The following is a 24,692-nucleotide window of genomic DNA, read 5'->3' as shown; positions in this document are numbered from 1 at the left end:
GGCCGATCGCTGGGAGGGACTTTGTGGGGGCGATGGAGGTCGGCGGCGAGTGCTGCCCGAGTGTCGAAATACCTTCGGATATAGTCGATCTTGGTGAAGTCGATCTCGCTGCGCTCGCCCTGGTTCCCGGGTCGGTGCTGGAACGCTCGCTGCGGCGCATTCACCGGGAATTGACTTCTGATGAGCTGGTGACGGCCGGATTCGCCAGCTCGATCGCGGCCGGGACATCAGGGGGCTATGAGGAGTCCGGCCGCCGTGGGCGCCCCCGGCCCGCGTCGTGAGGCACAGCAGCGGCGGCCAAGAGGAGAGTGCAATCGCGATGGACACTGCCGTAACCGACCGCGCGTTCCAGGATACGACGAGTGTATTCATGTTCTACTCGTATTCCGGAGGGGTGGGGCGCAGCGGGACCGTGGCCAATCTCGCCATGATCCTCGCCAATGTCGGTAAGCGGGTCCTCGTCGTCGATCTCGACCTTGAATCCCCGAGTCAATACCGGTATCTGCGCGCGTTCCTGCCCCAGGACGCGGCGGACGCGCCGGACGCGCCGGATGTGGCGACGCTCGCCGCGCCGCTGCGGCTGGAGTGCGTGTTCCGCAGGCCGTCCGGCCGCGTCGATCTGGCCGGACCGCTGGTCGACCATGTGCCGGATCCGTCCGCCTATCGGGTGCGCCGCGAGGATCTGCTCGGGCGCGGATATGACTACGTGCTCATCGACGCCCAGGCGGGAGCCGCCGGCTTCGCGGACGAGGCGAACCTGGACCTGCCGGACGTGCTGGTCGTCTGCTACAACCTGTTCGGACAGTCCATCGGCGGCGCCGTGCAGCAGGCTCGCGCGGTGCAGAACCGCGGCGGCGGGCCGCTGCGTATCCTGCCGGTACCGATGAAGGTCGACCTGAAGACCGGCGGCTTGGCCGAGCGACAGCGGATGTACGCGCGGCGCAGCTTCGGCTGGCTGCTGACCGACCGCGACAGCCAGGCCCAGACCGCCTACTGGGGAAACGTGGAGATCCCCTACGTCTCCGACTATTCGTTCGATGAAAGCCTGGTCGGCCTCGACGCGCCCTCGGAACAGCGCGACGCCCTGCTGAACGCCTATCTGCGGCTGACCGAGGAACTGACCGCCGAACGGCTCGCGTCGCCGGCCGCCGCCGCCGACTTCCCGGAACCCACCCGGCAGCGCTATCGGGCCAGCCGGCCGCCGTGGATGGAGCGCGACCAGGACATCAGCGTGTTCTACTGCCCCGCCGACCGGGTGTGGGCCGAGTGGATCGCCGCGGTACTCAGCGGCAGCGGGCTTTCCGCCAAAACGCGACGCGTGCCGGGCGAGGGCGCGCCCGACCCGGCCGGCGGCGAATCCAGGCTGCTCGTGCTCTCGCCGGCGGCGATGGAATCACCGGAGTTCGCGCAATTCGTGGACTTTCACGCCGCGCAGTCATCACAGCGTGCTGCGGCAGTCGTCTGCGTGGAGATCGGCGACGCCCCCCTGCCGGAGCGGCACAAGAACCTGCCGCGCTTCCGGCTCGACAGCACCGACGGCGAGGGCGCGCGCACGCAGTTGCTGGCGTACTTCTGGTCCAACGCGGTGCCGGCCGCCCCGTCGGCGCAGAACGCGGCGCCACGCTACCCTCGCCACCGCTCGCCCGCGGAGAGCTGGAACCTTCCGGTCCGCCACCCCGGCTTCGTGGGACGCGACGAACTGATCGAACGCATCCGCGACCAGCTGACCGGGGACCCGGGCCAAGGCCTCGCCTGCGCGATCGTCGGCCCCGCGGGAATCGGCAAGAGCCTGGTGGCGATCGAGTACGCATACCGTTTCGCGAGCCAGTACGACCTCGTCTGGATCATCCCGGGCGACAGCGCCCAGTCGGTGCAGCGCGGCCTTGCCGAACTCGCCGGCCCAGTCGGCGCGCCGCGCGGCGGCAACGCGCCGGCCACGGTGCTTGAACACCTCGGCCGGCGCTTCGACGAACGCTGGCTACTGATATACGACGGCGTGGACGATCCCGCGAGCGTCGAGAACGCGTTGCCGCCGCCCGGCCGCGGGCACGTCCTGCTCACCACGCGGCGTTCCGATCTGCTCGGCGTCGTCCCGATCGGGGTCGAGGCCCTGGCCCGGCAGGAGACCCTGGCCCTGATCTGCTCGCTGGTCGCGCACATCGACTCGGGCGACGCCGCCGCGTTGGCGCAGTGTCTCGACGACCAGCCGCTGACCGTCGAACTCGCCGCCACCTGGGTCCGGCAGGTCGCCCGCGACGTGCGGCTGACCGGCCTGACCGACCTGGACGCCACCCGGGAGGCCGTGGCCGAGTTCACCGAGCAACTCGCGGACCGGATGCGGCCGCGAGCGGACGGCGCCGGCGGCCGCGACCTGCTCACGCATCTGGTCACGCTGTTGCTCGAGCAGCTTCCGCACGACGACTGGGGCGCCGCGGCGCTGCGGCTGCTCGAAACGCTCGCCTGCCTCTCACCCGTGGGCGCCGCCCGGCGGCTGGTCCAGTCGGCCGCGTTCGTCGCGGACCTGCACGAGGTGGAACCAGGACTCAGCGATCCGATCACGCTGCACAACGTGCTGCTCAAACTCGTCGACTACGGCTTCCTGCCGCCGGACCAGGCGGTGCGCGACGAGGTGCGGGTACACCGGCGGATCATGGATGTGATCAGGGAGTCGATGCCTCCGGCCCGGCGGGCGGCCCGTTCTCGCGCGGTCATCGAGATCCTGGCCGCCTTCGCGCCGCTCGGCGTGGACGAGACGACCACGAGAAGCGCCGCGCTCTATGAGCTGCTTCAGCCGCACGTCGAATACCTCGACCCGGAGCAGGCCACGACGACCAGGGCGCGGCGCTGGCTGGCCGACCAGGTGCGCTACCTCTGGCAGACCGACGAGTCCAGCGCCTGGAATGCGGCGCTGCGGCTCGGCGAGCGGCTGCAGCAGGCCTGGCGCGGCGCGCCGGACCAGGCCGCGGCGGAACCGGTGTCGCTGACCTTGGACGTCCAGCTGGCCAACATCCACCGCTCCCGCGGCGAGTTCCAGCTCGCCCACGACCTCGACGTGCGCGTGCTGGCCCGCCAGCGCCTCCTGCACGGCATCAAGCACATCCGCACCCTGCTGACCGCGCGCAGCTATGCCGCCGACTTGAGGCAGCTCGGCCAGTTCGAGGACGCGCTGCTGGAGGAGAACTCGACCTGGCTGGCCTTCCGCGAGGTGCTCGGCGACGACCACGCGCTGACCGGCGTGGCACTGAACAATCTGATCGTCTCGCACCTGCTCATGGGCGAGGCCCAGCAGGCGCTCGATCTGTCGTACGAACTGCTTGAAGACTCGCGCACCCTCGCGCCGGTGCGCCCTGACCTGGCCGCCCGCGCGATGGACCACATCGGTGTGTGCCTGCGGGAGCTCGGCGCCTACACGGAGGCCAGGGACCGGCTCCTCGACGCCCGCGACGAGTGGGCGCTGCTGGAAGGCGAAAAGACGCGTAACGCGCCGAGCATCGTGGTCCTGCAGGCCGCGGCGAATCTGGCCGCGACGATGCGAAGGATCGACGAGGTCGAACCGGGGCTGTCGAGCCAGACCTACGCGAGCGCGCTCGAGCACTACGGCCGGCGCCACTTCGCGACCCTGATCTGCGAGCTCGGCCTGGCGGCGCAATATCATCACGACGGCAAGCACGGCGAGGCGGTCGAGTCGGCGCGCGAGTGCCTGGACGGCTTCCGCGCCGTCTTCACGGACAACCACCCGTACATCGGCGTGTGCGCGGTGAACCTGGGCCGGTACGCGGGCTACGCCCAGCAGTGGGACGTGGCCGACGCCCAGGGGCGCTACGGGCTCGAATGCCTGGAGGAGCGGCTCGGGCGGGAGCATCCCTGGACGGCCATGGCCGCTCTCGCCCACGCCGAGACGCTGGCGACCCTGCGCCGGCCAGCCGACGCGCTCGCCCTGGGCCGACCGGCCCTGACGGCGCTCAAAGCCACTCTCGCCACGTCCCATCCGGTCGTGCAGTACGCCGAGCAGAGCCTCGCCCGGATCGAGAGGCTCGCGGACCGGTACCCGGACACGCCCCGGCACGCGGCCGACACCTGCCGCCACCACCTGGAAATCGACCTGCCGATCTTCATGTGACCGGCGACCACGCTGCGCCGCTGCGAAGGAGGACGTCCATGCCGGACGCGATTGAACCCGCCGATGCGGGCCGGGTGGTTACCCGGCGGGCCGAGCACGCCCGACAGAACTACGACGGCATCGTGCTGACCTGCCGTGCGGCTGTCGGCGACACTGAGCCGCTGGTGTATCTGGCCCATTACACCCGCGGGGTGTTCGATTTCGCCGTGTCGGCCGCGGGGCGCGGCGCGCCGCAGCCCGAGGACCACGACCGGCTCGACCGCAGCGGCCGCCAGCTCAACCTCGCGGTGGCCAGGCTGGAGAAGGTCTGCGGGACCCTCGACAGCGGCGCGCTGATCCGGGTCGTGCTCCAGGGGGAACACGCAGCGCTGTTCCACTACCTGAAGGTGGACGGCCAGAGCATCTTCGGCTGGGCGCGCGGCGAGAGCGTCGAGCCGATCCGGGCCGCAGACCTTCGGATCTTCGACGTGGTGGAGACCGCGGTCGGCGGACTGGGCCTGCAATCGATCAACTGGGGCGGCTTCCGCACCCGGGCCGCCCAGGCGAGCGCCGAACTCGCGGCCGGCGCCCGAGGCGCGGCCGATGCGCCGCCGGTCGAGCCGGCCGCGAAGCCGCACCTGGTCAGCAGGATCCGCGAGCGCGCCGACGAGGAGATCGCCCGTCGCGCGAGCGACGCCCTGAGCGTGAAGGCGCTGCACTACCTCGGGCTGTTCCGGGAGGGCGAACCCGTCTTCTGCGTGGACATCCTCGACGCCGCAGACCTGGCGCAGTTCTTCCAGAAGACCTCGCCGGAAGGCCGGCGCGACGGATACGCGGCCGTGGCACGGCAACTGCGGCTTCAGGAGAACCGGCTGGAGCAGGTCCTCGGCACCGTCGACGGCGGCCGGGTGATGCGGCTGGTCCTGGACGTCGCGCTCGGCGCGATCTACGTGACACCGCTGCGCGACGGCGGCATCCTGCTCGGCGTCACCCTCGAACAGCGGCTCGTGGACGACGCCGACGCGGCGTTCGGCCGGCTCAGCGGGCGCGTGGGCGGCCGCTGGCCGCAGTGCTGAGCGGCCGGCGGCAAGGGCCGGCCGACGGGACCGCGAGCGGGCCGAGGCCGAGACGCGATCCGCCCGCGAGGCGAGCTGTCAGCCGCCGGTAAGCGCCAGCGCGTCCCGGAACACGCTTTGGCCCAGTTCGCTCAGCGCTCTGTCGAGCGCGGCGCGGCGGGCCGCCTTGTTGGCGGCCTGCGCGCCGGGTCCGGGGGCGGCGACCGTCGCGGCGAGTTCGGCCAAACCGTCGAGCTGGATGAGCGGCACCGTACCGTATAAGGACTCGTAGGTATTGCACACGTTGCGCAGCGCGTCGCGCTGCGCGTCCGTCGGCCCGCCGGGCGACGCGCCGACCGATTCCAGCCAGGCGCCGACGCCCTCGTGGAACGCCGTGAGCAGCGCGTTGAGCAGCTGTGCGACGCCGATCGAGGCGAACACGCCGGCCGTGCGCAGCCGGTAGGTGAAGGTCAGCCGCGCGGAATCGGCCCCGGCAGGTGGACTAAGGACTCTGCGGCACACGGCCCCGATGTCGCCGAACGCCGCGAGTTTCTCCGCGGCGCCGTCGAAATGCGACTGCAGCCGCGGCGGCAGGCTGTGCGCCGCGCGTCGAGCCGGCGCGCCGATCGCGCCCGGTTCCGTCCGCGGCAGGTCGGCCAGGTCCCGGCGCAGCTGGGAGAACTGTTCGGCGGAGTCGAGCTGAGCCGCTTCCAGCTGGCGAGACAGGGTGCTGATCAGCCGTTGGCTCTGGCTGTGCTGGCGGCTGACGCGCTCGATCTGCTGCATCACGGCGTCGAGTTCCGCGCCGGCGAGGAGACCCGGGCCGCCGCGCGAGTCGGGCCGCGTGGCCGACGGCTGGGCCAGCCCGCGCAGCGCGTCCTGCAGCGCGACGCTGAAGGTGCGCCGGTCGTAGACCAGCGGCGGGTCGCTGTACGCCCCGGCCAGCCGGGCCCGCAGGTCGCGGCTGAGGTACCCGGTCACCACGAGCAGTGCCTCTCGCCGTGCGTCGCCGCGGCGGATGGCGCCCGCCCGCTCGACCAGCTCGGGCACCGCGCCGGAGCCGGGCAGCACGTCGGTCACGATGACCGCGCAGCCGGCGCCGTCCGGCCCGGTCGGCACCCACAGGTCGGCGCGCACCGCGTCCGCGTCGTCGCCGAACACGGGATTGACCTCGGGCTGCCAGCCGTCCTCCTTGAGGATGCGCTCGACCTCGGCGCGCACGGCGGCCACGTCCTCGTTGACCAGCTCGGTGCGCGCGATCTCGCGCAGCATCAGGGCTGTCACCTCGCTGCCCGTCGCGGCGGCCTGTTCGTAGGCGCGGAAGCACAGCCGGATCACGTGCCGCGGCACCCCGTCGGCGAGGGCGGCCAGATACCCGGCGCTCTCCTCGTCGAACGGCGCGAGCACGCGTTCGTGGAACGCCCGCTCCTGCATCTCCTCGATATACCAGCGCACGTCTTCGTCGGTCAGCGCGGAGGGCACCACCGGTGGCTCGACTCGGCCGGTGTCCCTCGGCAGGATGGCGAAGATGTCGGGCAGCCCGCACACGGCCAGGAACGCGCCCGCGTTGCGGAAGACCTCCAGCAGCTTCTTGAAGGCCAGCGCGATGTCCTGCGCGGAACGCTGCGGGGTGAGTATGACGTTGTGGATCTCGTCGATGACCAGCACGAAGCGGTGGCCCTGGCGGCCGTGCAGCAGGGCGATCACGCCGAGCGCTTCGAGAGCGGAACGGTCGGAGTCGATCTGCTTGCTGATGCCGCGCTCGACCAGGGTCTGATCGGGACGCCCGCCGCAGAGCCAGTTCCACACGGCGTCTTCCAGCTCCGGCTGGATCAGCAGGGCCAGTGCGCTGCCGAAATCCCGGTTCTCGGTGACGGCCCGAAGCCGTCGGCGCAGGCTGTCGAGCAGCGCGTCCTCCTCGAGCCCCAGCCGGCCGACCGCGGAGACCGGGTCGATGTCGCGCGCGGAGAGCCGGTTGAGGAACGACTCGGGAAGTTCCAGGGTCTTGAGTGTCTCGACCACGATCTCGGCGTAGAACTCGTGTACTCGGTCGACCAAGTCGGCTCGCTGCACCAACTTGTCGTCCATCAGCTTGGCGTAGAGTTCCAGGAACGTGCCTTCGGCGGCGGCGTAGTAGATCCGGCGCACGTCCTGCGAGGTGCGCCGCGTGTGACGCTCCAGGTGCGCGAGGATCTCCATGGCCAGGTGGGTCTTGCCGGTTCCGTTCTCGCCGGCGATCACGATCGCGGAGCCCGAGCCCTGCGGTACGCCGCCGTCCCGCTCGGGATTCTCGGCCAGTTGTGTGGAGACCAGATAACGGTCGACCTCTTCGCGGACCCGGCGTACGGCGGGCGTCACGATCGTCGTCAGGTCTCCCCGCGCGCCGGACACCTGGGCCAGTGCGGTGAACGGGAAGGGATTGGGCCGGCGCGTCCACACGGGCGTCTCGTCCGGAAGGCTCATCTCAGCGTCCCTCCTGCCCATGCAGCATCAGCGTCAGATATTCCAGGACGTCCTCGGGCCCGACCGTACTCGCATTGCGCTCCCGCGCGAGCAACCGCACGCCGAGAGTGAGCCGTTTGAGCAGCAGAATCGAACGGGCGTTGCGCTCGATCCACTTCTCCACGATGTCGTCGGGTATGGTCGGCAGACCCTGCTCGTACTGGGCGATCCCGTCGACCAGGAGTTTGCCGTCGCCGGGCTTGAGCCGGCCGACCCTGAGTTCGACGACAGAGCGCTGCGGCGACTGGTAATTGGGCAGTTCCGTCTGACTGCGCCTGATCTGCTCGATGTCCGACAGTTCCGCGAAGAACACCAGGCGCGGCTCGGTGGCGGCCGCGAACATGGCCAGTTCCTCGGCGGTCGGCTCGGGGGAGAGCAGCACCACCAGCACCCGCTGGGGGGTGAGTTTCGCCAGTGTGCTGCTCAGTTCCCGGAACGCCTGGATCACGTCGCCCTCCAGTTCGGAGAGCAGCCGGCTCACCACGGAGACGTCCACGATGCGCCTGAGCTGGCCGAGGATCTCGCGGAAGGTGCGCCGCATGCGCAGTTCCTTGTCCCGCTCGACCCAGCGCTGGCTGCTCAGGTCGATCAGGATCACCTCGTCCAGCAGTTGTTTGAGATGGTAGGCGCAGCGGTGGATCATCGAGGTCTTGCCCGAGCCGCTGCCCCCGGTCACGTAGACCAGGTGGCCGCTGCGGTGGAAGCGCGCCTTGTCCTTGTGGGTGTCGACGAAATAGGTGAATCTGTTCTCGATGTCGTCGAGCGGCAGATAGCGGTCGTAGTCCTGCGTTTCGATCGCGGGGCGCAGCGGGTAGCAGCGGTCCTTGAGCAGGTGGTCGAGGGTGTCGGCGTCCATGGCGGTCACGGTCTGCGTCCGAGGCGAATAGTGGTTTCGAGGGCGTCGGCGATCCGCAGCACGCTGCCGCCGAGGTCGGAAAGGCTCTTGTTCACGGTGTCGAAGGTGTTCTTGCGTGTCGGCCGCTCCTCGTCGTCCGGGGGCCACTTGCCAGCGCTCTCGAGGTCGGCGCCGAGGGGTCCGGTGCGCAACTCGTCGGCGAGCCGTCGCGGCGTACCCCAGCGCGGATGCCGCGTGGCCACCACCCGCAGGGCGGTCTCGACGTCCTCGCGCTGCTGCGCCACTGGTGCGAACAGCGGAATGCCCATTGGCCCGACGTCCAGTCGGGCCTTGGCGTAGTCGGCGACCTGCTGGGAGAAGGAGCGCCAGGCGTCGCGCAGGCCGGCCGCGTCCGTGCGGCCGCGTTCGGCGGCGATCCGGTAGTTGTCGATCACCAGCGTGAGCAGCGCCCCGCCACCGACTTGTACGAGCACTGTCAACCCCGTGGTGATGCTGTTGCCGCCGCCGTAATCGTTCTTCGCGAACTGCGGCGCCGACAGCGCCGCGCACGCCCGGTCGAAATCGGCCGGGCGCGCCGCGCGCCACTGCGCGGGTGTCAGCCGCCTGTTCGCCAGGACGACGCGGCCCGCGGCCGGGTCGGCGCCGGCCAGTCCGAGCGCCGCGGCGGCCCGCACCAGGGCCGAGGTGTTCGCCGGCGCCAGGCAGTAGACCGCCCGCGCGTCGTCGGCCGCGGAGTTCCCCGAATCGCCGAGCAGCACGGTGAGGAAGACGATCGAACCGATCGCGGCCGCGAACAGCGCGGCGAATCCGAACACACGCAAGGGCCCCACCCTCTCCACTAGCCCTTGCATGTACGATATCTGATCCACTTTCGCGCCGCGCGGGTTCCGCTTCGCGCGCTCGCGACTTCGCCGCGGGCTCAGCCCGGCTGGGTCGCGGGGCACCCATAAGACATCTCCGCCGCGGTCTGCTTGACCGGGGACGGTTCGTCGGAGGCGGTTTCGGCGTCCCCGGCCGTCTCCGGGACCGGGGTGCGCTGCGGCCGGTGCCATACCTCGTTCACGCCGATGTATGCCGTGTTGATGACGAGTACTGCGACTCCGATGATCCGCACCGCGGCCGGCAGGAACGGCTGCAGCGCGAGCGCGAGTGTGATCGCCGTGATGCCGTTCTGCTGACCGAGCGCCAGATGCGTGCGGTCCTCGCGCGGCAGGCGGAATCCGACCGCGGAGCCGACCAGGATCTGCACCGCGAAGGCGGTCGCGCCCAGCAGCAGGCCGGCCGGCAGGTCGGCCCCGCCGACCAGGAAGACCCCCAGGACGAAGGAGGACAGCCAGAAGGCGCCGTTCACGGCCCGCTCGATCCAGGCGTCGATCCCGGGCCGGAAGACCAGGCCGACGGCCGCGATGCCCAGCAGCAGGTCGAAGCGGGCCGCCACGATGAGGAAGCCCGCGAGCAGGACGAGGCCGGCGACCCGGCGTGCGCGCGCGTCCGGCGTCCTGCGCAGCGCCGCGCGGGCGGCCAGCGCCGCGAGGACGAGCAGCGCGTTGTATCCGAGGTTCAGCAGGTAGGCGTGCGGGCCGCCGGTGACGAACAGCGCGCCCGTCGTGGGCGGTGCGTGGCGTCCGCGCAGCAGCGGCGTGGCCAGGTAGGCCGTCAGCAGCACGGTGACCGGGTCGTCGAACGAGGCCCACGCGGTGAGGATCGATTTGGCGCGCGGCGACATTCTGCTGTGCCTGAGCATCACGGCCACGGAGAGCGGGTCGATCTGCGCGACGGCGATGCCGAGCAGCAGATACGCCGGGTCGTGGTAGACCGCGACCATGACCGCCCCGGTCAGTAGGGCCTTGGCGGCCACGCCGACGGTGATCGCGACCAGCACGACGCGGGTGTTGCTGCGCAGTTGGCGCGGCGAGATGTCGTGGCAGCTGGCGAACAGCCCGACCGCGAGCAGCAGCAGGACCGCGAAATCATAGCTCTGCGATCGGCCGAGCCGCGCGGGGTCCAGTCTCCCGGGCGAGAGCGAGTTCGTCAGCGTGGCCGCGCCGAGGCCGGCGGCCGCCAGCGCGAGCATGGTGCGCAGGCGGCGCAGCGCCTGATGCGATCCGATCTGCGGCGTGCTCTGCGGCGGCGTGCTCATGCGCTAGCCGCTTTCGCCGTGACGCGAGCGCCCGCGCAGCCCGGAAACGCCGTTCACACCCTGTCGTCCTCCCCATAGCCCTGATGCTGAGCGTATGAATTCGCTGACTTTCTGTCAACTGTGTCGGCAAGTTTCATATCGTCTGACCATTGATCGAACAAACAACTAAAGTGGAGCTCGCCGGAGCGTGAATTGCCGCCGCGTTGCGCGCCGTACACGGACCAGCTGGCGTTGTGTACGATCCAGCTGCCTACGCGCCTTAACCGGCTGATATTCGACTGAAACGCGGCGGTGCTTCCCGTCCAAACTCGCGCGAAACCGGCGTGCCGTTCGCCGGGGGTGTGAAGGTCCGCGGCTGCGCGCCAGAGTTTCGCCACCACTTTCGCGCGATTGGCGCAATCCGATCGGTACGACGCCCGGATCTCAATGCCCGCAGGCGCCCAACCTCAGCGTTGTCAGAGCACTGCGGACGTCGATACCCGAGTCCCCGGCGTCGTCGCCGGCGTCGTGCCGGAAGGGGGCGCGGGCGCGGTGACGAGTTCGACGGCGCGGAGGCGGTCGGCCCGGCGCGGCGCCGCGGGGGAGAGGATCAACTCGTCGGCGGCGGTACGCGCGGCCAGTCGCGCGAGGTATGCGTGCGCCTGGAGGGGCGTCCCCGCGGCCGTGCAGCTGGTCATTGATCGTATTTGCCGGCCGGCCGGCGCGTCGAGCAGCGCGTCGAGTTCCGCGTCGGTCAGCCGCGCGTCCGGGGCGAGGAACCGCCGGGCCCGCCACCGCAGCGCCGCCTGCAACTGGGCGTCCGCCTCCTGCTCGGACTCGGCCGCGATCAGGTTCGCGGCGACGATCAGGTGCGGCTCGGGCTGCTGCGCGGTCGGCTGGAACTCGGCGCGGTAGGTCGCGGCGGCCGCGTCCAGCGCGGCCGGGGCGAAATGCGAGGCGAACGCGTACGGCAGCCCGAGCGCCGCGGCCAGGCGGGCGCCGAAGAGCGAGGAGCCGAGGATGTACAGCGGTACGTTCGACCCGTCGCCCGGAGTGGCGCGCACCCCCGGGACGCGGGAGCGGCCGGTGAGATAACCCTGGAGTTCGAGCACGTCCTGCGGGAAGTCGTCGGCGGCCTGCGCAGTGCGGCGAAGGGCGCGCAGCGTGTTCTGGTCCGTGCCGGGCGCCCGGCCGAGACCCAGGTCGATGCGTCCGGGATGCAGGGCGGCCAGCGTGCCGAACTGCTCGGCGATCACCAGCGGCGCGTGATTCGGCAGCATGACCCCGCCCGCGCCGAGCCGGATGCGCTCGGTGTGCGCGGCCACGTGCGCGATCAGCACGCTCGTGGCCGCCGAGGCGATCTGCGGCATGTTGTGGTGCTCGGCGTACCAGACACGCCGGTAGCCGCCGCGCTCGGCGGCCTGCGCGAGCGGGACCGCGCCGTGCAGGGCAGCGGCCGGATTCTCTTCGGCGCCTACCAAGGCCACGTCGAGCAGGGAGTATTCCATCGTTTCATCGCTTCCCGGGTGCAGTGCGTTGACCCTACAGGCAACAGCGCGCCGGGCCGTTTGCTTTCCTCTCCGCCATTGCGCCCCGACTGCGCACCGGAACGAGGGGACGCATGCCACCATCGGCATGATCTGATTCTCACGTCCGCCCGTCCGCTCGTCCGCTCGCCCGCAGGCATCGCAACAGGAGCCATCGTGACCGTGACCCCCTCGCCGAGCGTAGACGCGCCCTACACCTGGCCGGGCACCACGGGCTTCGCGCCTGGGTCTTCTCCATCCAGTCCCTGATCGCCTACTGGGACAACCACGACCACCAGGCCGCCGACTACGCCCGAGCCGGCCGCCGCTACCCGATCCCCGGCAGCATCGGCGCCCGCCTCGCCGGGCTCGAAGCGCGCGCTCTGGCCAGGAGCGGCGACGCACCCCGCGCGCTCGCGGCCCTCGGCGACGCCGCCGACGCCCGCGCGGCGATGAGCGCGCCGGACGAGCTGGCCGGGGTGTTCACCTTCCCCGCCGCGAAGCAGGCCGTCTACGCCGGAACCACCTACCTCGCCCTGGGCGGCAAGACCCACCTGCGCCGCGCGGTAGAGCACTCCACCGAGGCGATCCGCCTGTATCAGGGCGCGGCGAACGTCGACCAGTCCTCCGGCGACCTGCTGGCCGCCCACCTGGACCTGGCCGCCGCGCACCTGGACGGCGGCGAGATCGACGCCGTCGCCGAGAAACTCGGCTACGTCCTGGCCACTCCGATCGAGCGGCGCACCGCCAGCATCCGTACCCGCATGCGCACCCTGAGCTCTACCCTGGCGCAGCCCGCCTACAGCCGCTCGCCCGCGATACTGGGGCTACGCGAGGAGATCCACGCATTCGCGCGCCCGGCGCTGCCAGCACCCGACCCGACGGAGCCGTGAACATGACCGCACCCGCGCAGCACGACGCCGTCACCAACCGAGCCACCCTCGCAGGCTCCGCCTACGCCACCGACCGGGACCTGGCCGCTCGCCAGTCGCTGTACCGCTTCCAGCAGCCCCAGTACGACCTGCCCGGCCTCGTCGAACACGAACTCGCGCTCGTGCGCGGCCTGGTCTTGGACATGGGCTGCGGCAACGGCACCTTCATCCGCCGCCTGCGCCAAAACCGTAGCGACTTGCACGTGCTCGGCATGGACATCGCCCCCGGCATCCTCGCTGGCGTCCCCGGCCCCGTCGTCGTCGCCGACGCCCAACACCTACCCGTCGCCGACCACGCCGCCGCAGCCGTCCTGGCTATGCACATGCTCTACCACGTCCCCGACATCGACCAGGCCATCGCCGAAGCCCACCGCGCCCTGCACCCCGGCGGAATGCTGATCGCCTCCACCAACTCCGCCACCGACAAAGCCGAACTCGACCAGTTGTGGATCCGCGCCGCAGGCGACGTCCTTGGCGTCAACGACGGACCCGCCCGCGTATTACTCTCCGCCCGCTTCACCCTCGAAGACGCCCCGGCCTGCCTGGGCCGCCGCTTCCACGACATCCGAGTCATCACCCTGCCCGGCACAATCACCGTCACCGACCCCGCCCCCGTCACCGCCCACATGGCCTCCTACCGCGCCTGGGCCGACCAAAGCGGCGTCCCCTTTGACCAGACGATCGAACGTGCCGCCCAGATCACCGCCGACACTATCGCCCGACACGGCGCCTTCCAGATCAGCTGCCTCGGCGGAATCCTGATCGCCACGCACTGACCGATCGCGGCCCAGCAGCGGCACCACGTGCCTGATCGGCAGGGACACAGCGCCTCGGCCGAGTGGCGCACGATCCCTGCTTCAGCCGACCGGCAGGCCCAACGCCGCCGGCCGCAGGCACCTCTTCCAGCGCAGCGCGATCGCCGCGCTGTAGTAGTCCATTGCCTTCGACACCGGGAATCCGGTGGATGACAGTGCCTCACGCAACCGCGGCGTGCCGGCCCATATCACCGTGAACCGGTCCCACCGCGCCCAGTCGCCCAGTCGCCCAGTCGCCAAGCAGTGGGGTCCTGAAATTCCCGATGACGTCCGACAGGCGCTCGACCGGCTGCGCGCCTTCGCGCCGGACGTCATCGTGGCCGGACACGGCCCGGTCACCGACGCGAGCGCGATCGACACGACGCAGCAGTACCTGCTGCGGCTGGAGAACCTGGCCCGGGACGCCTACGCCGCCGGCCTCACCCCGCTGGAGGCCGCCCGGCGCGCGGACCTCGGCACCTTCCGGGCGCTGCTCAACACCGAGCGGCTGGTCGGCAATCTGCACCGCGCATACGCCGAAATCCGTGGCGGCGCTCCCGGCAGCCCGGTAGACCTGGCCGCCGCGATCGCAGACATGGCGGCCTACGGCGGCGGCCGGCTGCCAGAATGCCTCGCTTAGAGGGCTTCTGAGCCGGTTTCAGCGGATAGCCCCTCAGCCGGCGCCGCTTGAGCGGCCTGCGAAAGACCCGGCGCCGCGCCACCGTGGAATTCGGCCTCTCGGCGATCCGCCGCGAAACCGGCCCGACCGGCCCGACCGGCCCGACCGGCCCGACCGGCCCGACCGGCCCGACCGGCCCGACCGGCCCGAACGCTCGCCCGCGCCGGAAGCGTAACGGGCGGAGCGCGTGCGGCGCCTTTTGCTCGTAGGCCGGCTGCGATTCGTGCGTCCCGCTCAGGACGGAGACGAAACCGGAGCCTGCGCCCGATGCCGACCCGCGGTCGGCGCGGGCGCACAGCGGATCCCGAGCACGCGTCCGTGTACACGGACCACGGACGCGGGATCCGCTGTACGGGCCGGGCCCCCGCTGCGATTGGTGGGTAGTCGCGGCGGGGGTTCGGCTGGCAGCCGGCGGCGGGCCACCCTTCGAGGCGGCGGGCAGGCCCACCAGGCCCGGACCCGCCCGGACAGGAGCACTCATGGGCCGATCGGCCTGGAGACCCGGCAACGCCGGGAAAAGAAAAACGATGATAAGAACAACCGTTGCCACGGTATCCCTCGGCGCCGTCGTCGCGGCGACGGCCTGGGCGGCGGGTCCGGCGGGCGCTGCGCCGAGCGGGGGTCAGACCACGAGCGTCGGGTCCGCGGGCGACGAGTCCGACGACCTGATGGCCGCGCTGGGCGCGTACGACGACCCGCGCCTCTCCCCGGACGGTTCCGTGACCGCGGGCGCGTACACGGCGGCGTGGAATCACGTCACGCAGATGCCGGTCAGCACCTCCACGTTCTCCGAAGCGACTACGCAGCCTTACAACTCTGACTCGCTGCACTACCGCGACCGCAACGCGTCCAATTCGGGCGGCGGCGCCGGCTATTCGTCCGGCCGGATAGCGGCACTCGCGGTCGATCCCGCGCACGCCGGTGTCCTGTACGCGGGCGGGGCGGACGGCGGAGTGTTCCGGTCCTCGGACGACGGCGCGACCTGGACGCCGATCGCCGACCACCTGCCGGCGCTCTCGGTCGGCTCGCTCGCGGTCCTGCCGGACGGCTCGCTCTGGCTCGGCACCGGCGAGGCCACCACGGCCTCGGACAACTACGCGGGCTCCGGCGTCTACCGGCTCGTCAACCCGGCAACGGGCACCTTCTCCACCGCCGACCGCGTGGGCGGCGGCGAGCTCGACGGGGTGTCGATCCACGAACTGCGGGCCGATCCCCAGGCCGGCTACGTCTTCGCGGTGACCTCGCACGGGGTCTATCGCAGATCCCTGACGGCATCCTCCGCGACCACGTGGACCGCGGTGCTCGCCCCGTGCGCCGGCATCGGCATCGCCGGCGTCGGCTGCGGCGTCAGCAGCTACTTCGCGGACGTCGCGTCCGACGTGGCGGTACAGCCCGGCAGCTCGGGCGAGTCGCTGGTCGCGAACGTGGCTTGGCGTAGCGGCGCGGCGTACAACGGCTTCTACTACTCGCGCGACGGCGGGAACACCTGGTCCCTGGCGAACCCGACCGGTGCGATCAACCCGAAGGAGATCGGCAACGCCACCTTCGCGTACTCCGCGGACGGCACCCGCCTGTACGCGGTGATGGAGTCGCCGACCTTGCTCAACAAGGCCGGATCCACCACGGTCCTGGCCGGCGTCTACGTCTCCGCTTCGGGCGACATCAACGGTCCGTACAACCAGATCGCCACCTCCAGCGTGCTGGCCAACAGCGGCTCGGCGATGAAGCGCACACGCATCGGCCCCGGATACCAGCCGGGTGTCCAGGCGTGGTACGACCAGTCCCTCGCCGTCGACCCGGCCGACCCCGGCCACGTGTACCTCGGGCTCGAAGAGCTCTACGAATCCCGCGACGGCGGCGCGAGCTGGCAGACCGTCGGACGCTACTGGAACTTCGGCATGCCCTGCTTCAGCTACACGCCCTCGCTGAACACCTGCGACGGCAACGTGATGCACTCGGACCAGCACGCGCTCGCCTTCAGCACCTGGCCGGGCCACGCGCCGGAGGTCTACGCGGGCAACGACGGCGGCGTGTACGCGCGGCCGACCACCCAGACCGCGCCCGGTTGGCGGAACCTCAACGCGAGCGGCACGCTGCGCACGCTCCAGTACTACTCGGTGGGCGCCGGAACCCTGTCCAGCGGCGGTACTGCCTTGTGGGGCGGATTGCAGGACAACGGAGTCTCGTTCCTCTCCCCGCAGGGCTCGACATATACGTACACGTACCCGGGCACCGCGACGCCGGTGAGCGAGCAGCTCAACCCGGCCGGGCAGATGAGCGAGCCGTTCGGCGGCGACGGCGGCGACCAGCTGGTCAACCCGGCCGACGGCTGCCAGACGGTCGGCGAGTACGTCGGCCTGACCATGCAGCTGACGAACAACTGCGGCTATACGGCGAACAACGACGGCACCCCGTCCGCGATCACCAACATCGCGCCGAGCGACCCGAACCCGCGCTTCATCGCGCCGTTCGCAGCGGACACCCTGGACGCCGGTTTCTGGGTCGCGGCGGGCGAATACGTCTGGGGCGACACCAAGACGTGGAGCACCACCTCCGGCGCCGACTGGCAGCAGCTCGCCGACTCCGGTGCGGGCCACTCCATCACCGCGATCGCCAGCCGGAACCACGTGATCTGGGCCGGCTGGTGCGGCACGTGCAACCCGTCCGGCAGCTTCGGCCGGGGCGTCCTGACCAACTACGGCGGCGCCTGGCACCAGCTGACGCTTCCGTCCGACTTCCCGAACCGGTACATCTCCGGGGTCACCATCGATCCCGCCGACACGAGCGGCGCGACCGCGTACGTGACCTTCTCCGGCTTCTCCCGCGCGTGGCATGAGGCGCCGGGCGCCGGTTACGGTCACGTCTGGCGTACCACGGACGGCGGCGCGACCTGGACGGACGTGAGCGGCGCGAGCACCGCGGCGGATTCGTTCCCTGACGCACCTGCCAACCGGACGCTGGTCGCCCCGGACGGCACGATCATCGTCGCGACGGACCTCGGCGTCTTCGTGGACGACGTGAAGGCGGACGGCCTCGGCCACTGGAAGCGTCTGGGCCAGGCGGACATCACCGCGAACGGCAACCTGCCCACGGCGGCCGCCGTCTACCTGACGCCGAGCCCTGACGGCAAGACGCTTTACGTCGCCACGCACGGCCGCGGAATCTGGTCGGTGCCCATGCCGTGACGGGTGAGGTGACCAGGCCGTAACGGGCGAGCAGCCGTGCGCGACCGCTCGATACGGCTACCTCATCCGCACGGTAATGGCGGCAATGAAAGAACAGCGGCAATGAAAGTACGGTTCGGTGCCCGGACACCTGCGTTGAAGGTCTCCGGGCACCGAACCGCGCCCCACCCCACCTCATCCAGTAAAGCTCTGCGAGAGAAGCGACGTCCGCGGGCTTCTCAGCCGGCGAGCGGTTGCGCGGTCAACCGGAACCCGGAGACCAGATCGGGGCGGATGCGCACCGCGTGATCCATGGTCTGCGCGACCCAGGGTTCGAGCATCGCGTGGTAGCGGGCCAGATCCTCGGGATCGTCGACCAGCCGGGCGTAACCGGTCACGATGACGCTCCAGCCCAGATGAGTGACCGGATCGATCGCGTCCGCCTCGTACGCGACGACGACGCCCCCGTTTCCGGCGCGTCCGGTCTGCAGGGTCAGCGCCGCGCCCGCGTGCGTGCGCAGCACGATCTGCCCGCGGTCGATGACGTGGTTGACCGGGCGAACCGTCGGCAGCGCGTTCTGGGTGAAGACGATCCGGCCGAGCGACACGCTCGCCAACAGCGCGAGCGCCTCGGAGCGGTCCAGTTGCGTCATCCGCCGCGGCTCCCGCCCGCCGTCGGGCTCATGGGCGGCGGCAGCGCCGTTCCCGAGTTTCATCACGTGCCACCGCGTACTTTCATCACTCATCGGAAATCGCTCAGACTGGCCGGGGCGGTCGGTTCGAAGCCGAACCCTGCGATGGATCCGGCCGGGTGACGACACCGTCGAGTGCGGCACGCGAATACGACCTCCGAATGCGCACAAGCGAAAGCATCTGCGAGCCGCCCTCCGCGGACCAGGGCCGCGCATCCCGGCGAAATGGGACCAAAGACCCTGGCGATCACGCGAGAGCCGCCCCGGGGTGATGCGCACTCCCGCGTGACGCGGCGCGCGCCGTGCTCATCCGTGCTCGAAATCGTCATCGCCCGCGGGCGCCGCGCGGCCCCGGGCCGTTGGTCCCGGAGGGGGCGGGACCGGGGGCACTGACCAGGCCACCCGCCCGGCGGGAGCCTGGAAGGCGGAACCCGGAGCATGCCGAAGGGAACGGCCAGCCATGCGACAGATAGAAACGCACCCAAGCCCGCACCAGATCGAACCGGCACATCGTTACATCTACGACTTCGCCGACGGGCGCGCCTCGATGGCCGACCTGCTCGGCGGCAAGGGCGCGAACCTGGCCGAGATGACCCGGCTGGGGCTGCCGGTGCCCCCCGGCTTCACCGTCACCACCGAGGCGTGCCGCTACTACCTGCGCTCCGGGCGGCTGCCCGCCGGCCTGAACGCGCAGCTGGCCGAGCACCTGGCCACGCTCGAGGACGCGACGGGCCGCAGGCTCGGCGGTCTGGACGAACCGCTGCTGGTCTCGGTGCGTTCCGGGGCGAAGTTCTCGATGCCCGGAATGATGGACACCATCCTGAACATCGGCGTGTGCGACGCGACCGTGGACGGTCTGGCGAAGCTGTACGGCGATGAGCGTTTCGCGTGGGACTGCTACCGGCGGCTGGTGCAGATGTACGGCAAGACCGTGCTCGGCGTCCCGGCCGAGCGCTTCGAGCAGGACCTGATCCGCGCCAAGGTGCGCAAGGGCCTGGCTGCGAACGCCCCGGACACCGACCTGGACGCGGACGCGCTGCGCGCGCTCACCCGCCACTACCAGCAGACCGTGCGCGAATGCACCGGGCAGGACGTGCCGCAGAACCCGCGCGAGCAGCTGACCGGCGCGGTGCGCGCGGTCTTCGAGTCGTGGAACGGCGAGCGGGCGCACGTGTACCGCAGGCGCGAGCACATCTCGGAGGACCTGGGCACCGCGGTGACGGTGATGGCGATGGTGTTCGGGAACCTCGGCGCGGACTCGGGCACCGGGGTCGGCTTCACCCGCGACCCGGCGACCGGCGCCCCCGGCGCGTACGGCGACTACCTCACCGAAGCCGAGGGCGAGGACGTCGTCTCCGGCGTCCGCAACACTCTGACACTTGAGCAGTTCGGCGCGATCGACCCGGCCTCGCACGCCGCGCTGCGCGGGCACATGACCCGGCTTGAGGAGCACTACCACGACCTGTGCGACGTCGAGTTCACCGTCGAGCGCGGCAAGCTGTGGATGCTCCAGACGCGAGTGGGCAAGCGCACCGCGGCCGCGGCCTTCCGCATCGCGGCGGACCTGCTGGACGAGGGCCGCATCGACGAGGACGAGGCGCTGGCCCGGGTGAGCGGCGACCAGTTGGCGCAGCTGATGTTCCCGTGCTTCGCGCCGACCGCAGCCGCGGCGGTGACCCCGGTGGCCTTCGGTGTGGCCGCCTCGCCAGGTGCCGCGGTCGGGCGCGCGGTGTTCGACTCCGCGGACGCGGCGGAGCGCGCCGCCGCGGGCGAGCACGTCATCCTGGTGCGCCGCGAGACCAACCCGGACGACCTGCCCGGCATGATCGCCGCCGTCGGCGTGCTCACCGGACGCGGCGGCAAGACGTCGCACGCGGCCGTGGTCGCCCGCGGCCTGGGCCGCACCTGCGTGTGCGGCGTGGAGAGCCTGGAGATCGACGAGCACGCGGGCACGGCCACCGTGGCGCGCGGCCAGGCCGCCGGAGCGGTCATCCACCGCGGCGACGTGATCTCGATCGACGGCACCGAGGGCGCCGTGTACGCCTCGGAGATCCCGGTCGTCCCCTCCCCGCTGGTCGAGTACTTCGAGGGCCGGCAGACGGAGAAGCAGGGCCCGTCGGGGCAGAGCGTGCGCGGCGCCGACCCGGTCATCGCCGCGGTCGCCCGGCTGCTCGCCATTGCCGACCGGCGCGCCCGGCTCGGGGTGCGCGCGAACGCCGACACCCCGGCCGACGCGGCCCGTGCGCGGCGCTTCGGCGCCCACGGCATCGGGCTGGCCCGCACCGAGCACATGTTCCTCGGCGAGCGGCGCCCGATCGTCGAGCGGCTGATCCTGGCCGAGACGCCGCAGGAGCGCGCGCGGGCGCTCAACCAGTTGCTCGCGTTGCAGCGCGCGGACTTCACCGGTCTGCTGGCCGCGATGGACGGGCTGCCGGTCACGGTGCGCCTGCTCGACCCGCCGCTGCACGAGTTCCTGCCCGACCTGACCGAGCTGTCGGTCGAGATCGCGGTCGCCGACGCCACGCACCGGCCGGTCGAACCCGAACGCCGGCGGCTGCTGGCGGCGGTGCGCCGCTGGCACGAGGAGAACCCGATGCTCGGGCTGCGCGGCGTGCGGCTCGGTCTGGTGGTGCCCGGTCTCTACGCGATGCAGGTGCGCGCACTGGCCGAGGCGATGGCCGCGCGGCGGGCCGACGGCGGTGCCCCGGTGGCGCACGTGATGATCCCGCTGGTGGCGGAGGTGCGCGAGCTGGAACTGGCGCGGGCCGAGGCCATCCGGGTGCTGCGCGAGGTGGACCCGCGGCTGACCGCGTCGATCGGCGTCATGATCGAGCTGCCGCGCGCGGCGCTGACCGCGGGCGCGATCGCCAAGCACGCCGAGTTCTTCTCCTTCGGGACCAACGACCTGACCCAGACCACCTGGGGCATGAGCCGCGACGACGCCGAGGGCGCGTTCTTCCCCGCGTACCTGGAGCAGGGCGTGTTCGCCGCGTCCCCGTTCGGAACGGTCGACGCGGAAGGCGTCGGCGCGCTGGTGCGCATCGCGGTCGAGCGCGGCCGGGCGACCCGGCCGGACCTGGAGATCGGCGTGTGCGGCGAGCACGGCGGCGATCCCGAGTCGATCCACTTCTTCCACGACGCCGGGGTCGACTACGTGTCCTGCTCCCCGTTCCGGGTGCCGGTCGCGCGGCTTGAGGCCGGGCGCGCCGCGGTGTTGGCCGAGCGGGCGGCGCAGGGCGCCGCCGTGGGAAGTGACACGCGATGACGATGCTTGGGCGGGGACCTGTCCCCTCCAAGCCGGCCGCGACCCGCGCAGACCAGGCCGGACAGCTTCCGGCCGCGCGGATCGCGGCCGCGTGCGACGCGGTGTGCGTCGGCCTCGGGCATGCCGTACCGCTGCTCGCCGTCAAGGAGGTGTGAGGCCCATGTCCACCGCGACCGAAACAGCCGGCGCCGTCGCGGCGCCCACCCTGGCCGTGTGGAAGTTCGCCTCCTGCGACGGTTGCCGGCCGGCGCTGCTGGACTGCCGGGACGAGCTGCTCGCGGTCGCCGGCCGGGTGCGCATCGACTCCGTCCCCGAGGCGGCCGGGGGCGTGGCGCCCGGCCCGTACGACCTCTCCCTCGTCGAGGGCTCGATCACCACGCCCGAGGACGCCGCGCGCATCCGCGACGTCCGCGCACGGTCCCGGTACCTCGTCGTGCTCGGAGCCTGCGGCTCCAGCGACGGTATCCAGGCACTGCGAAACTACGCCGACGTGGCCGACGTGGCCGACGGCGCCTTCCAAGGCCGGGTCGGCGCGGCGTACCCGAGCCCGCTGTATCTCAGTACCCTCAAGTACTCCGCGCCGGTCCGCGACCACGTGAAGGTGGACTACGAGTTGCGCGGCTGCCCGGTGGACCGCGGCCAACTGCTCGAAGTGATCACCGCCTTCCTCTCCGGCCGCAGTCCCGCGATCCCGGACCGCAGCGTCTGCCACGAGTGCGAGGCGCGCGGCGCGGCGTGCGTCACCGTCACGTACGGCGCGCCGTGCCTCGGCCCGGTCACCCAGGCCGGCTGCGGGGCGATCTGCCCGGCGTTCCACCGCGGCTGCGTCGGCTGCGTCGGTTCCGCCCGGCAGGCCCGCACCGAGGCGATGGCCCTGCTGCTGTTGGCCGAAGGCTGCGCGCCGGACCGGTTGCTGCGGACCCTGATGCCGGCGAACCCGGCGAACCCGGCGAACCCGGCGGATCCGGGTCACCGCGCGCCCGGCCTGGCCGTGGCGCGCACCGCGGCGGACGAAGCCGCCGGCCGCGAACGCGAGGAAGGTAGGCGAGAGCCATGACAAGTCGGCAGGAACGGCTGCTGGAGGTCGGTTCGCTCGCCCGGGTGGAGGGTGAGGGCGCGCTGCACCTCGTGCTGGATCGCGGCCGGGTTACCGAGGCCCGGCTGAACATCTACGAACCGCCGCGCTTCTTCGAGGCCTTCCTGCGCGGCCGCTCGTACACCGAGGTACCCGACATCACCGCGCGGGCCTGCGAGATGTGCCCGGTCGCCTACCAGCTCAGCGCCTGCCGGGCGATCGAGGACGCCTTCGGCGTGAGCGTGGGGCCGGATGTCAGATCCTTGCGAAGGCTGCTGTACTGCGGCGAGTGGATCGAGAACCACGCGCTGCACATCCACCTGCTGCACGCCCCCGACTTCCTCGGCTATCCGGACGCGACCGAGCTGGCCAAGGACCACCGGGCGGTGGTCGCGCGCGGGCTGGCGCTGAAGAAGACCGGGAACGACCTGGTCGAGCTGGTCGGCGGCCGGGCGATCCACCCGGTCAACGTGCGGGTCGGCGGCTTCCACCGCGCCCCGCCGCGCAGCGAGCTCGACGACTTCAAGAACCGGCTCGACGACGCGCTCGAAGCCGCGGTGCTGACCGTGCGCTGGGTGGCCGGATTCGAGTTCCCCGACTTCCAGACCCCGCACGCGCTGCTCACGCTCGACGATCCGGGGCCGAAGGGCGGGGCGCGCAGCGGCGGCGGCCCGCGTTATCCGATCGACGCCGGCGACGGGGTGATCACCACGGCGGGGATCGGCTTCCCGCTGGAGGACTTCGAGCACTTCGTCAGCGAGACGCAGGTGGCGCATTCGACGGCGCTGCACGCGCGACTGCGCGGAGTCGGCACCTACCTCACCGGCCCGCTGGCGCGCTACAACCTGGCCGGGCCGCGGCTGTGGCCGGTCGCCGCGGACGCGGCGCGCTCCGCCGGCCTCGGCCGGGTCGAGCGCAACCCGTTCCGCTCCGTGCTGGTGCGGGCGGTGGAACTGGTGCAGGCGGTCGCCGAGGCGCGGGCGATCATCGAGTCCTACACCCCGCCGGATCCGCCCGCAGCGGCGATCCGGCCGCGCGCGGGGCGCGGCTACGGGGCCACCGAGGCCCCGCGCGGCCTGCTCTACCACCGCTACGACCTGGACGAGCAGGGGGTGATCACGGCGGCCCGGATCGTGCCGCCGACCGCGCAGAACCAGGCCGCGATGGAGGCGGACCTGCGGCTGGTGGCCCAGGCCGGCGCCCAGCTGACCGACGCGCAGCTGACCGCGCGCTGCGAGCAGGCCATCCGCAACTACGACCCCTGTGTCTCCTGCTCGACGCACTTCCTGCGGCTGCACCGCGACGAGCGCCGCCATCGGCACCTCGACCCGGCGGGGAGTTGAGCGGCCATGTCCTCTTCCGTTCCCCATGCCAAGCCCGGCGGCCGTGCGGCGGCGGGCGCGGCGCGCGCGGCGAGCCCTTCGATCATCGTGATCGGCGTCGGCATGAAGATGCGCGGTGACGGCGGCTTCGGCGCCGCGGTCATCGAGGCGCTGCGCGCCTATCCCGCGGTGGTCGACCGGGTGCGGCTCGCGGCCTGCGACGGCGAGCCGGCGCGCATGATCGACCTCTGGCAGGGCTACCGGTGCGCACTGGTTCTCGACGCGGTGCGCGGCGGCTCGGAACGCCACGGTTTCGTGTATCGCAGGGAACTGGACCCCGAGGTGGGGGACTTCGGCGCGCAGCCCGGCGGCACCAGCCACGCGGTCGGGCTCGGCGCCGCCGCGCGGCTCGCCCACGTCATGGACCGGCTGCCCGGCCGGCTGATCCTCTACGCTGTACACGGCCGCGACTTCCGCCTCGGCGCGCCCCTCTCGGGCCCGGTGGCGCAGGCCGTGCCCGAGTTGGCGGCCAGGATCGGCCGCGAGGTGCTCGGCGCTCTCGCCGCTGCGGCGGCGGGCGCCGGCAAGCCCGCGAAGGGTGGGTGACCGGCC

Annotated in this window: 18 protein-coding genes; 12 read left to right on the top strand and 6 right to left on the bottom strand. The window is 71.7% G+C overall.

Translation table 11 applies throughout. The annotated features are described in order from the left end of the window. Nucleotides 1-32 precede the first annotated feature (32 nt). From fxsA to KGA66_RS00660, 3 genes are read left to right on the top strand one after another with little or no spacing between them, the layout of a single operon-like run. Nucleotides 33-281 (top strand): FxSxx-COOH cyclophane-containing RiPP peptide, encoded by a 249-nt coding sequence (fxsA, locus tag KGA66_RS00670; protein WP_246506799.1) that lies wholly within the window; start codon nucleotides 33-35, stop codon nucleotides 279-281. A gap of 38 nt (nucleotides 282-319) precedes the next feature. Beyond that, on the top strand, nucleotides 320-4,120 hold the full coding sequence (gene fxsT, locus KGA66_RS00665; RefSeq protein WP_211463303.1) for an FxSxx-COOH system tetratricopeptide repeat protein: 3,801 nt from the start codon (nucleotides 320-322) through the stop codon (nucleotides 4,118-4,120). Between the two features lie 38 nt (nucleotides 4,121-4,158). Continuing rightward, a complete protein-coding gene (locus KGA66_RS00660; RefSeq protein ID WP_211463301.1) occupies nucleotides 4,159-5,175 on the top strand; it encodes a hypothetical protein in 1,017 nt (338 codons plus the stop codon). A gap of 78 nt (nucleotides 5,176-5,253) precedes the next feature. Here the strand turns inward: KGA66_RS00660 and KGA66_RS00655 are convergent, their stop codons facing one another. From KGA66_RS00655 to KGA66_RS00635, 5 genes are all read right to left on the bottom strand, one after another. Further along, on the bottom strand, nucleotides 5,254-7,617 hold the full coding sequence (locus KGA66_RS00655; RefSeq protein WP_211463299.1) for an ATP-binding protein: 2,364 nt from the start codon (nucleotides 7,615-7,617) through the stop codon (nucleotides 5,254-5,256). A 1-nt stretch (nucleotide 7,618) separates the two neighbouring features. Continuing rightward, a complete protein-coding gene (locus KGA66_RS00650; protein ID WP_211463297.1) occupies nucleotides 7,619-8,512 on the bottom strand; it encodes an ATP-binding protein in 894 nt (297 codons plus the stop codon). A gap of 5 nt (nucleotides 8,513-8,517) precedes the next feature. Further along, nucleotides 8,518-9,333, bottom strand: coding sequence for a hypothetical protein (locus KGA66_RS00645; RefSeq protein WP_211463295.1), 816 nt, complete (start codon nucleotides 9,331-9,333; stop codon nucleotides 8,518-8,520). Nucleotides 9,334-9,431: 98 nt separating this feature from the next. Beyond that, nucleotides 9,432-10,652: a cation:proton antiporter gene (locus KGA66_RS00640; RefSeq protein ID WP_211463293.1), complete on the bottom strand. Its 1,221-nt coding sequence runs from the start codon at nucleotides 10,650-10,652 to the stop codon at nucleotides 9,432-9,434. A gap of 455 nt (nucleotides 10,653-11,107) precedes the next feature. After that, nucleotides 11,108-12,139, bottom strand: coding sequence for an LLM class flavin-dependent oxidoreductase (locus KGA66_RS00635; protein WP_211463291.1), 1,032 nt, complete (start codon nucleotides 12,137-12,139; stop codon nucleotides 11,108-11,110). A 470-nt stretch (nucleotides 12,140-12,609) separates the two neighbouring features. Here KGA66_RS00635 and KGA66_RS00630 point away from each other — a divergent pair, with 470 nt between their 5' ends. The 4 genes from KGA66_RS00630 (at nucleotide 12,610) to KGA66_RS00615 (ending at nucleotide 17,747) form a co-directional block, all read left to right on the top strand. Continuing rightward, the gene (locus KGA66_RS00630; protein ID WP_211463289.1) at nucleotides 12,610-13,050 is read left to right on the top strand and encodes a hypothetical protein; all 441 of its coding nucleotides are present in this window, start codon (nucleotides 12,610-12,612) and stop codon (nucleotides 13,048-13,050) included. 2 nt (nucleotides 13,051-13,052) lie between these two features. After that, nucleotides 13,053-13,865, top strand: a complete 813-nt coding sequence (locus KGA66_RS00625) for a class I SAM-dependent methyltransferase (protein ID WP_211463287.1) — start codon at nucleotides 13,053-13,055, stop codon at nucleotides 13,863-13,865. Between the two features lie 232 nt (nucleotides 13,866-14,097). Further along, nucleotides 14,098-14,523, top strand: coding sequence for a hypothetical protein (locus KGA66_RS00620; protein WP_211463285.1), 426 nt, complete (start codon nucleotides 14,098-14,100; stop codon nucleotides 14,521-14,523). A gap of 566 nt (nucleotides 14,524-15,089) precedes the next feature. After that, entirely contained in the window at nucleotides 15,090-17,747 is a 2,658-nt protein-coding gene (locus KGA66_RS00615) for a WD40/YVTN/BNR-like repeat-containing protein (RefSeq protein ID WP_211463283.1), read from the top strand. A gap of 218 nt (nucleotides 17,748-17,965) precedes the next feature. Here the strand turns inward: KGA66_RS00615 and KGA66_RS00610 are convergent, their stop codons facing one another. After that, nucleotides 17,966-18,379, bottom strand: coding sequence for a pyridoxamine 5'-phosphate oxidase family protein (locus KGA66_RS00610; RefSeq protein ID WP_211463281.1), 414 nt, complete (start codon nucleotides 18,377-18,379; stop codon nucleotides 17,966-17,968). Nucleotides 18,380-18,878: 499 nt separating this feature from the next. Between KGA66_RS00610 and ppdK the strand changes: the two genes are divergently transcribed. The 5 genes from ppdK to KGA66_RS00585 are packed head-to-tail and all read left to right on the top strand — an operon-like array spanning nucleotide 18,879 to nucleotide 24,686. Further along, nucleotides 18,879-21,683 (top strand): pyruvate, phosphate dikinase, encoded by a 2,805-nt coding sequence (gene ppdK, locus KGA66_RS00605; protein WP_211463279.1) that lies wholly within the window; start codon nucleotides 18,879-18,881, stop codon nucleotides 21,681-21,683. Continuing rightward, the gene (locus tag KGA66_RS00600) at nucleotides 21,680-21,838 is read left to right on the top strand and encodes a hypothetical protein (RefSeq protein ID WP_211463277.1); all 159 of its coding nucleotides are present in this window, start codon (nucleotides 21,680-21,682) and stop codon (nucleotides 21,836-21,838) included. Before ppdK ends, KGA66_RS00600 begins: the two co-directional genes overlap by 4 nt. A gap of 5 nt (nucleotides 21,839-21,843) precedes the next feature. Continuing rightward, complete coding sequence (locus tag KGA66_RS00595) at nucleotides 21,844-22,740, top strand: NADH-quinone oxidoreductase subunit B family protein (protein WP_211463275.1); 897 nt, start codon at nucleotides 21,844-21,846, stop codon at nucleotides 22,738-22,740. Beyond that, nucleotides 22,737-24,101 (top strand): Ni/Fe hydrogenase subunit alpha, encoded by a 1,365-nt coding sequence (locus KGA66_RS00590; RefSeq protein WP_211463273.1) that lies wholly within the window; start codon nucleotides 22,737-22,739, stop codon nucleotides 24,099-24,101. Before KGA66_RS00595 ends, KGA66_RS00590 begins: the two co-directional genes overlap by 4 nt. 6 nt (nucleotides 24,102-24,107) lie before the next feature. Further along, a complete protein-coding gene (locus tag KGA66_RS00585; RefSeq protein ID WP_211463271.1) occupies nucleotides 24,108-24,686 on the top strand; it encodes a hydrogenase maturation protease in 579 nt (192 codons plus the stop codon). Nucleotides 24,687-24,692: the final 6 nt, after the last annotated feature.

This window comes from Actinocrinis puniceicyclus (genome assembly GCF_018283645.1).
GTDB lineage: Bacteria > Actinomycetota > Actinomycetes > Streptomycetales > Catenulisporaceae > Actinocrinis > Actinocrinis puniceicyclus.
Note: the sequence above shows the minus strand (reverse complement) of the source record. Positions and strands in the feature narration are given on the sequence as shown.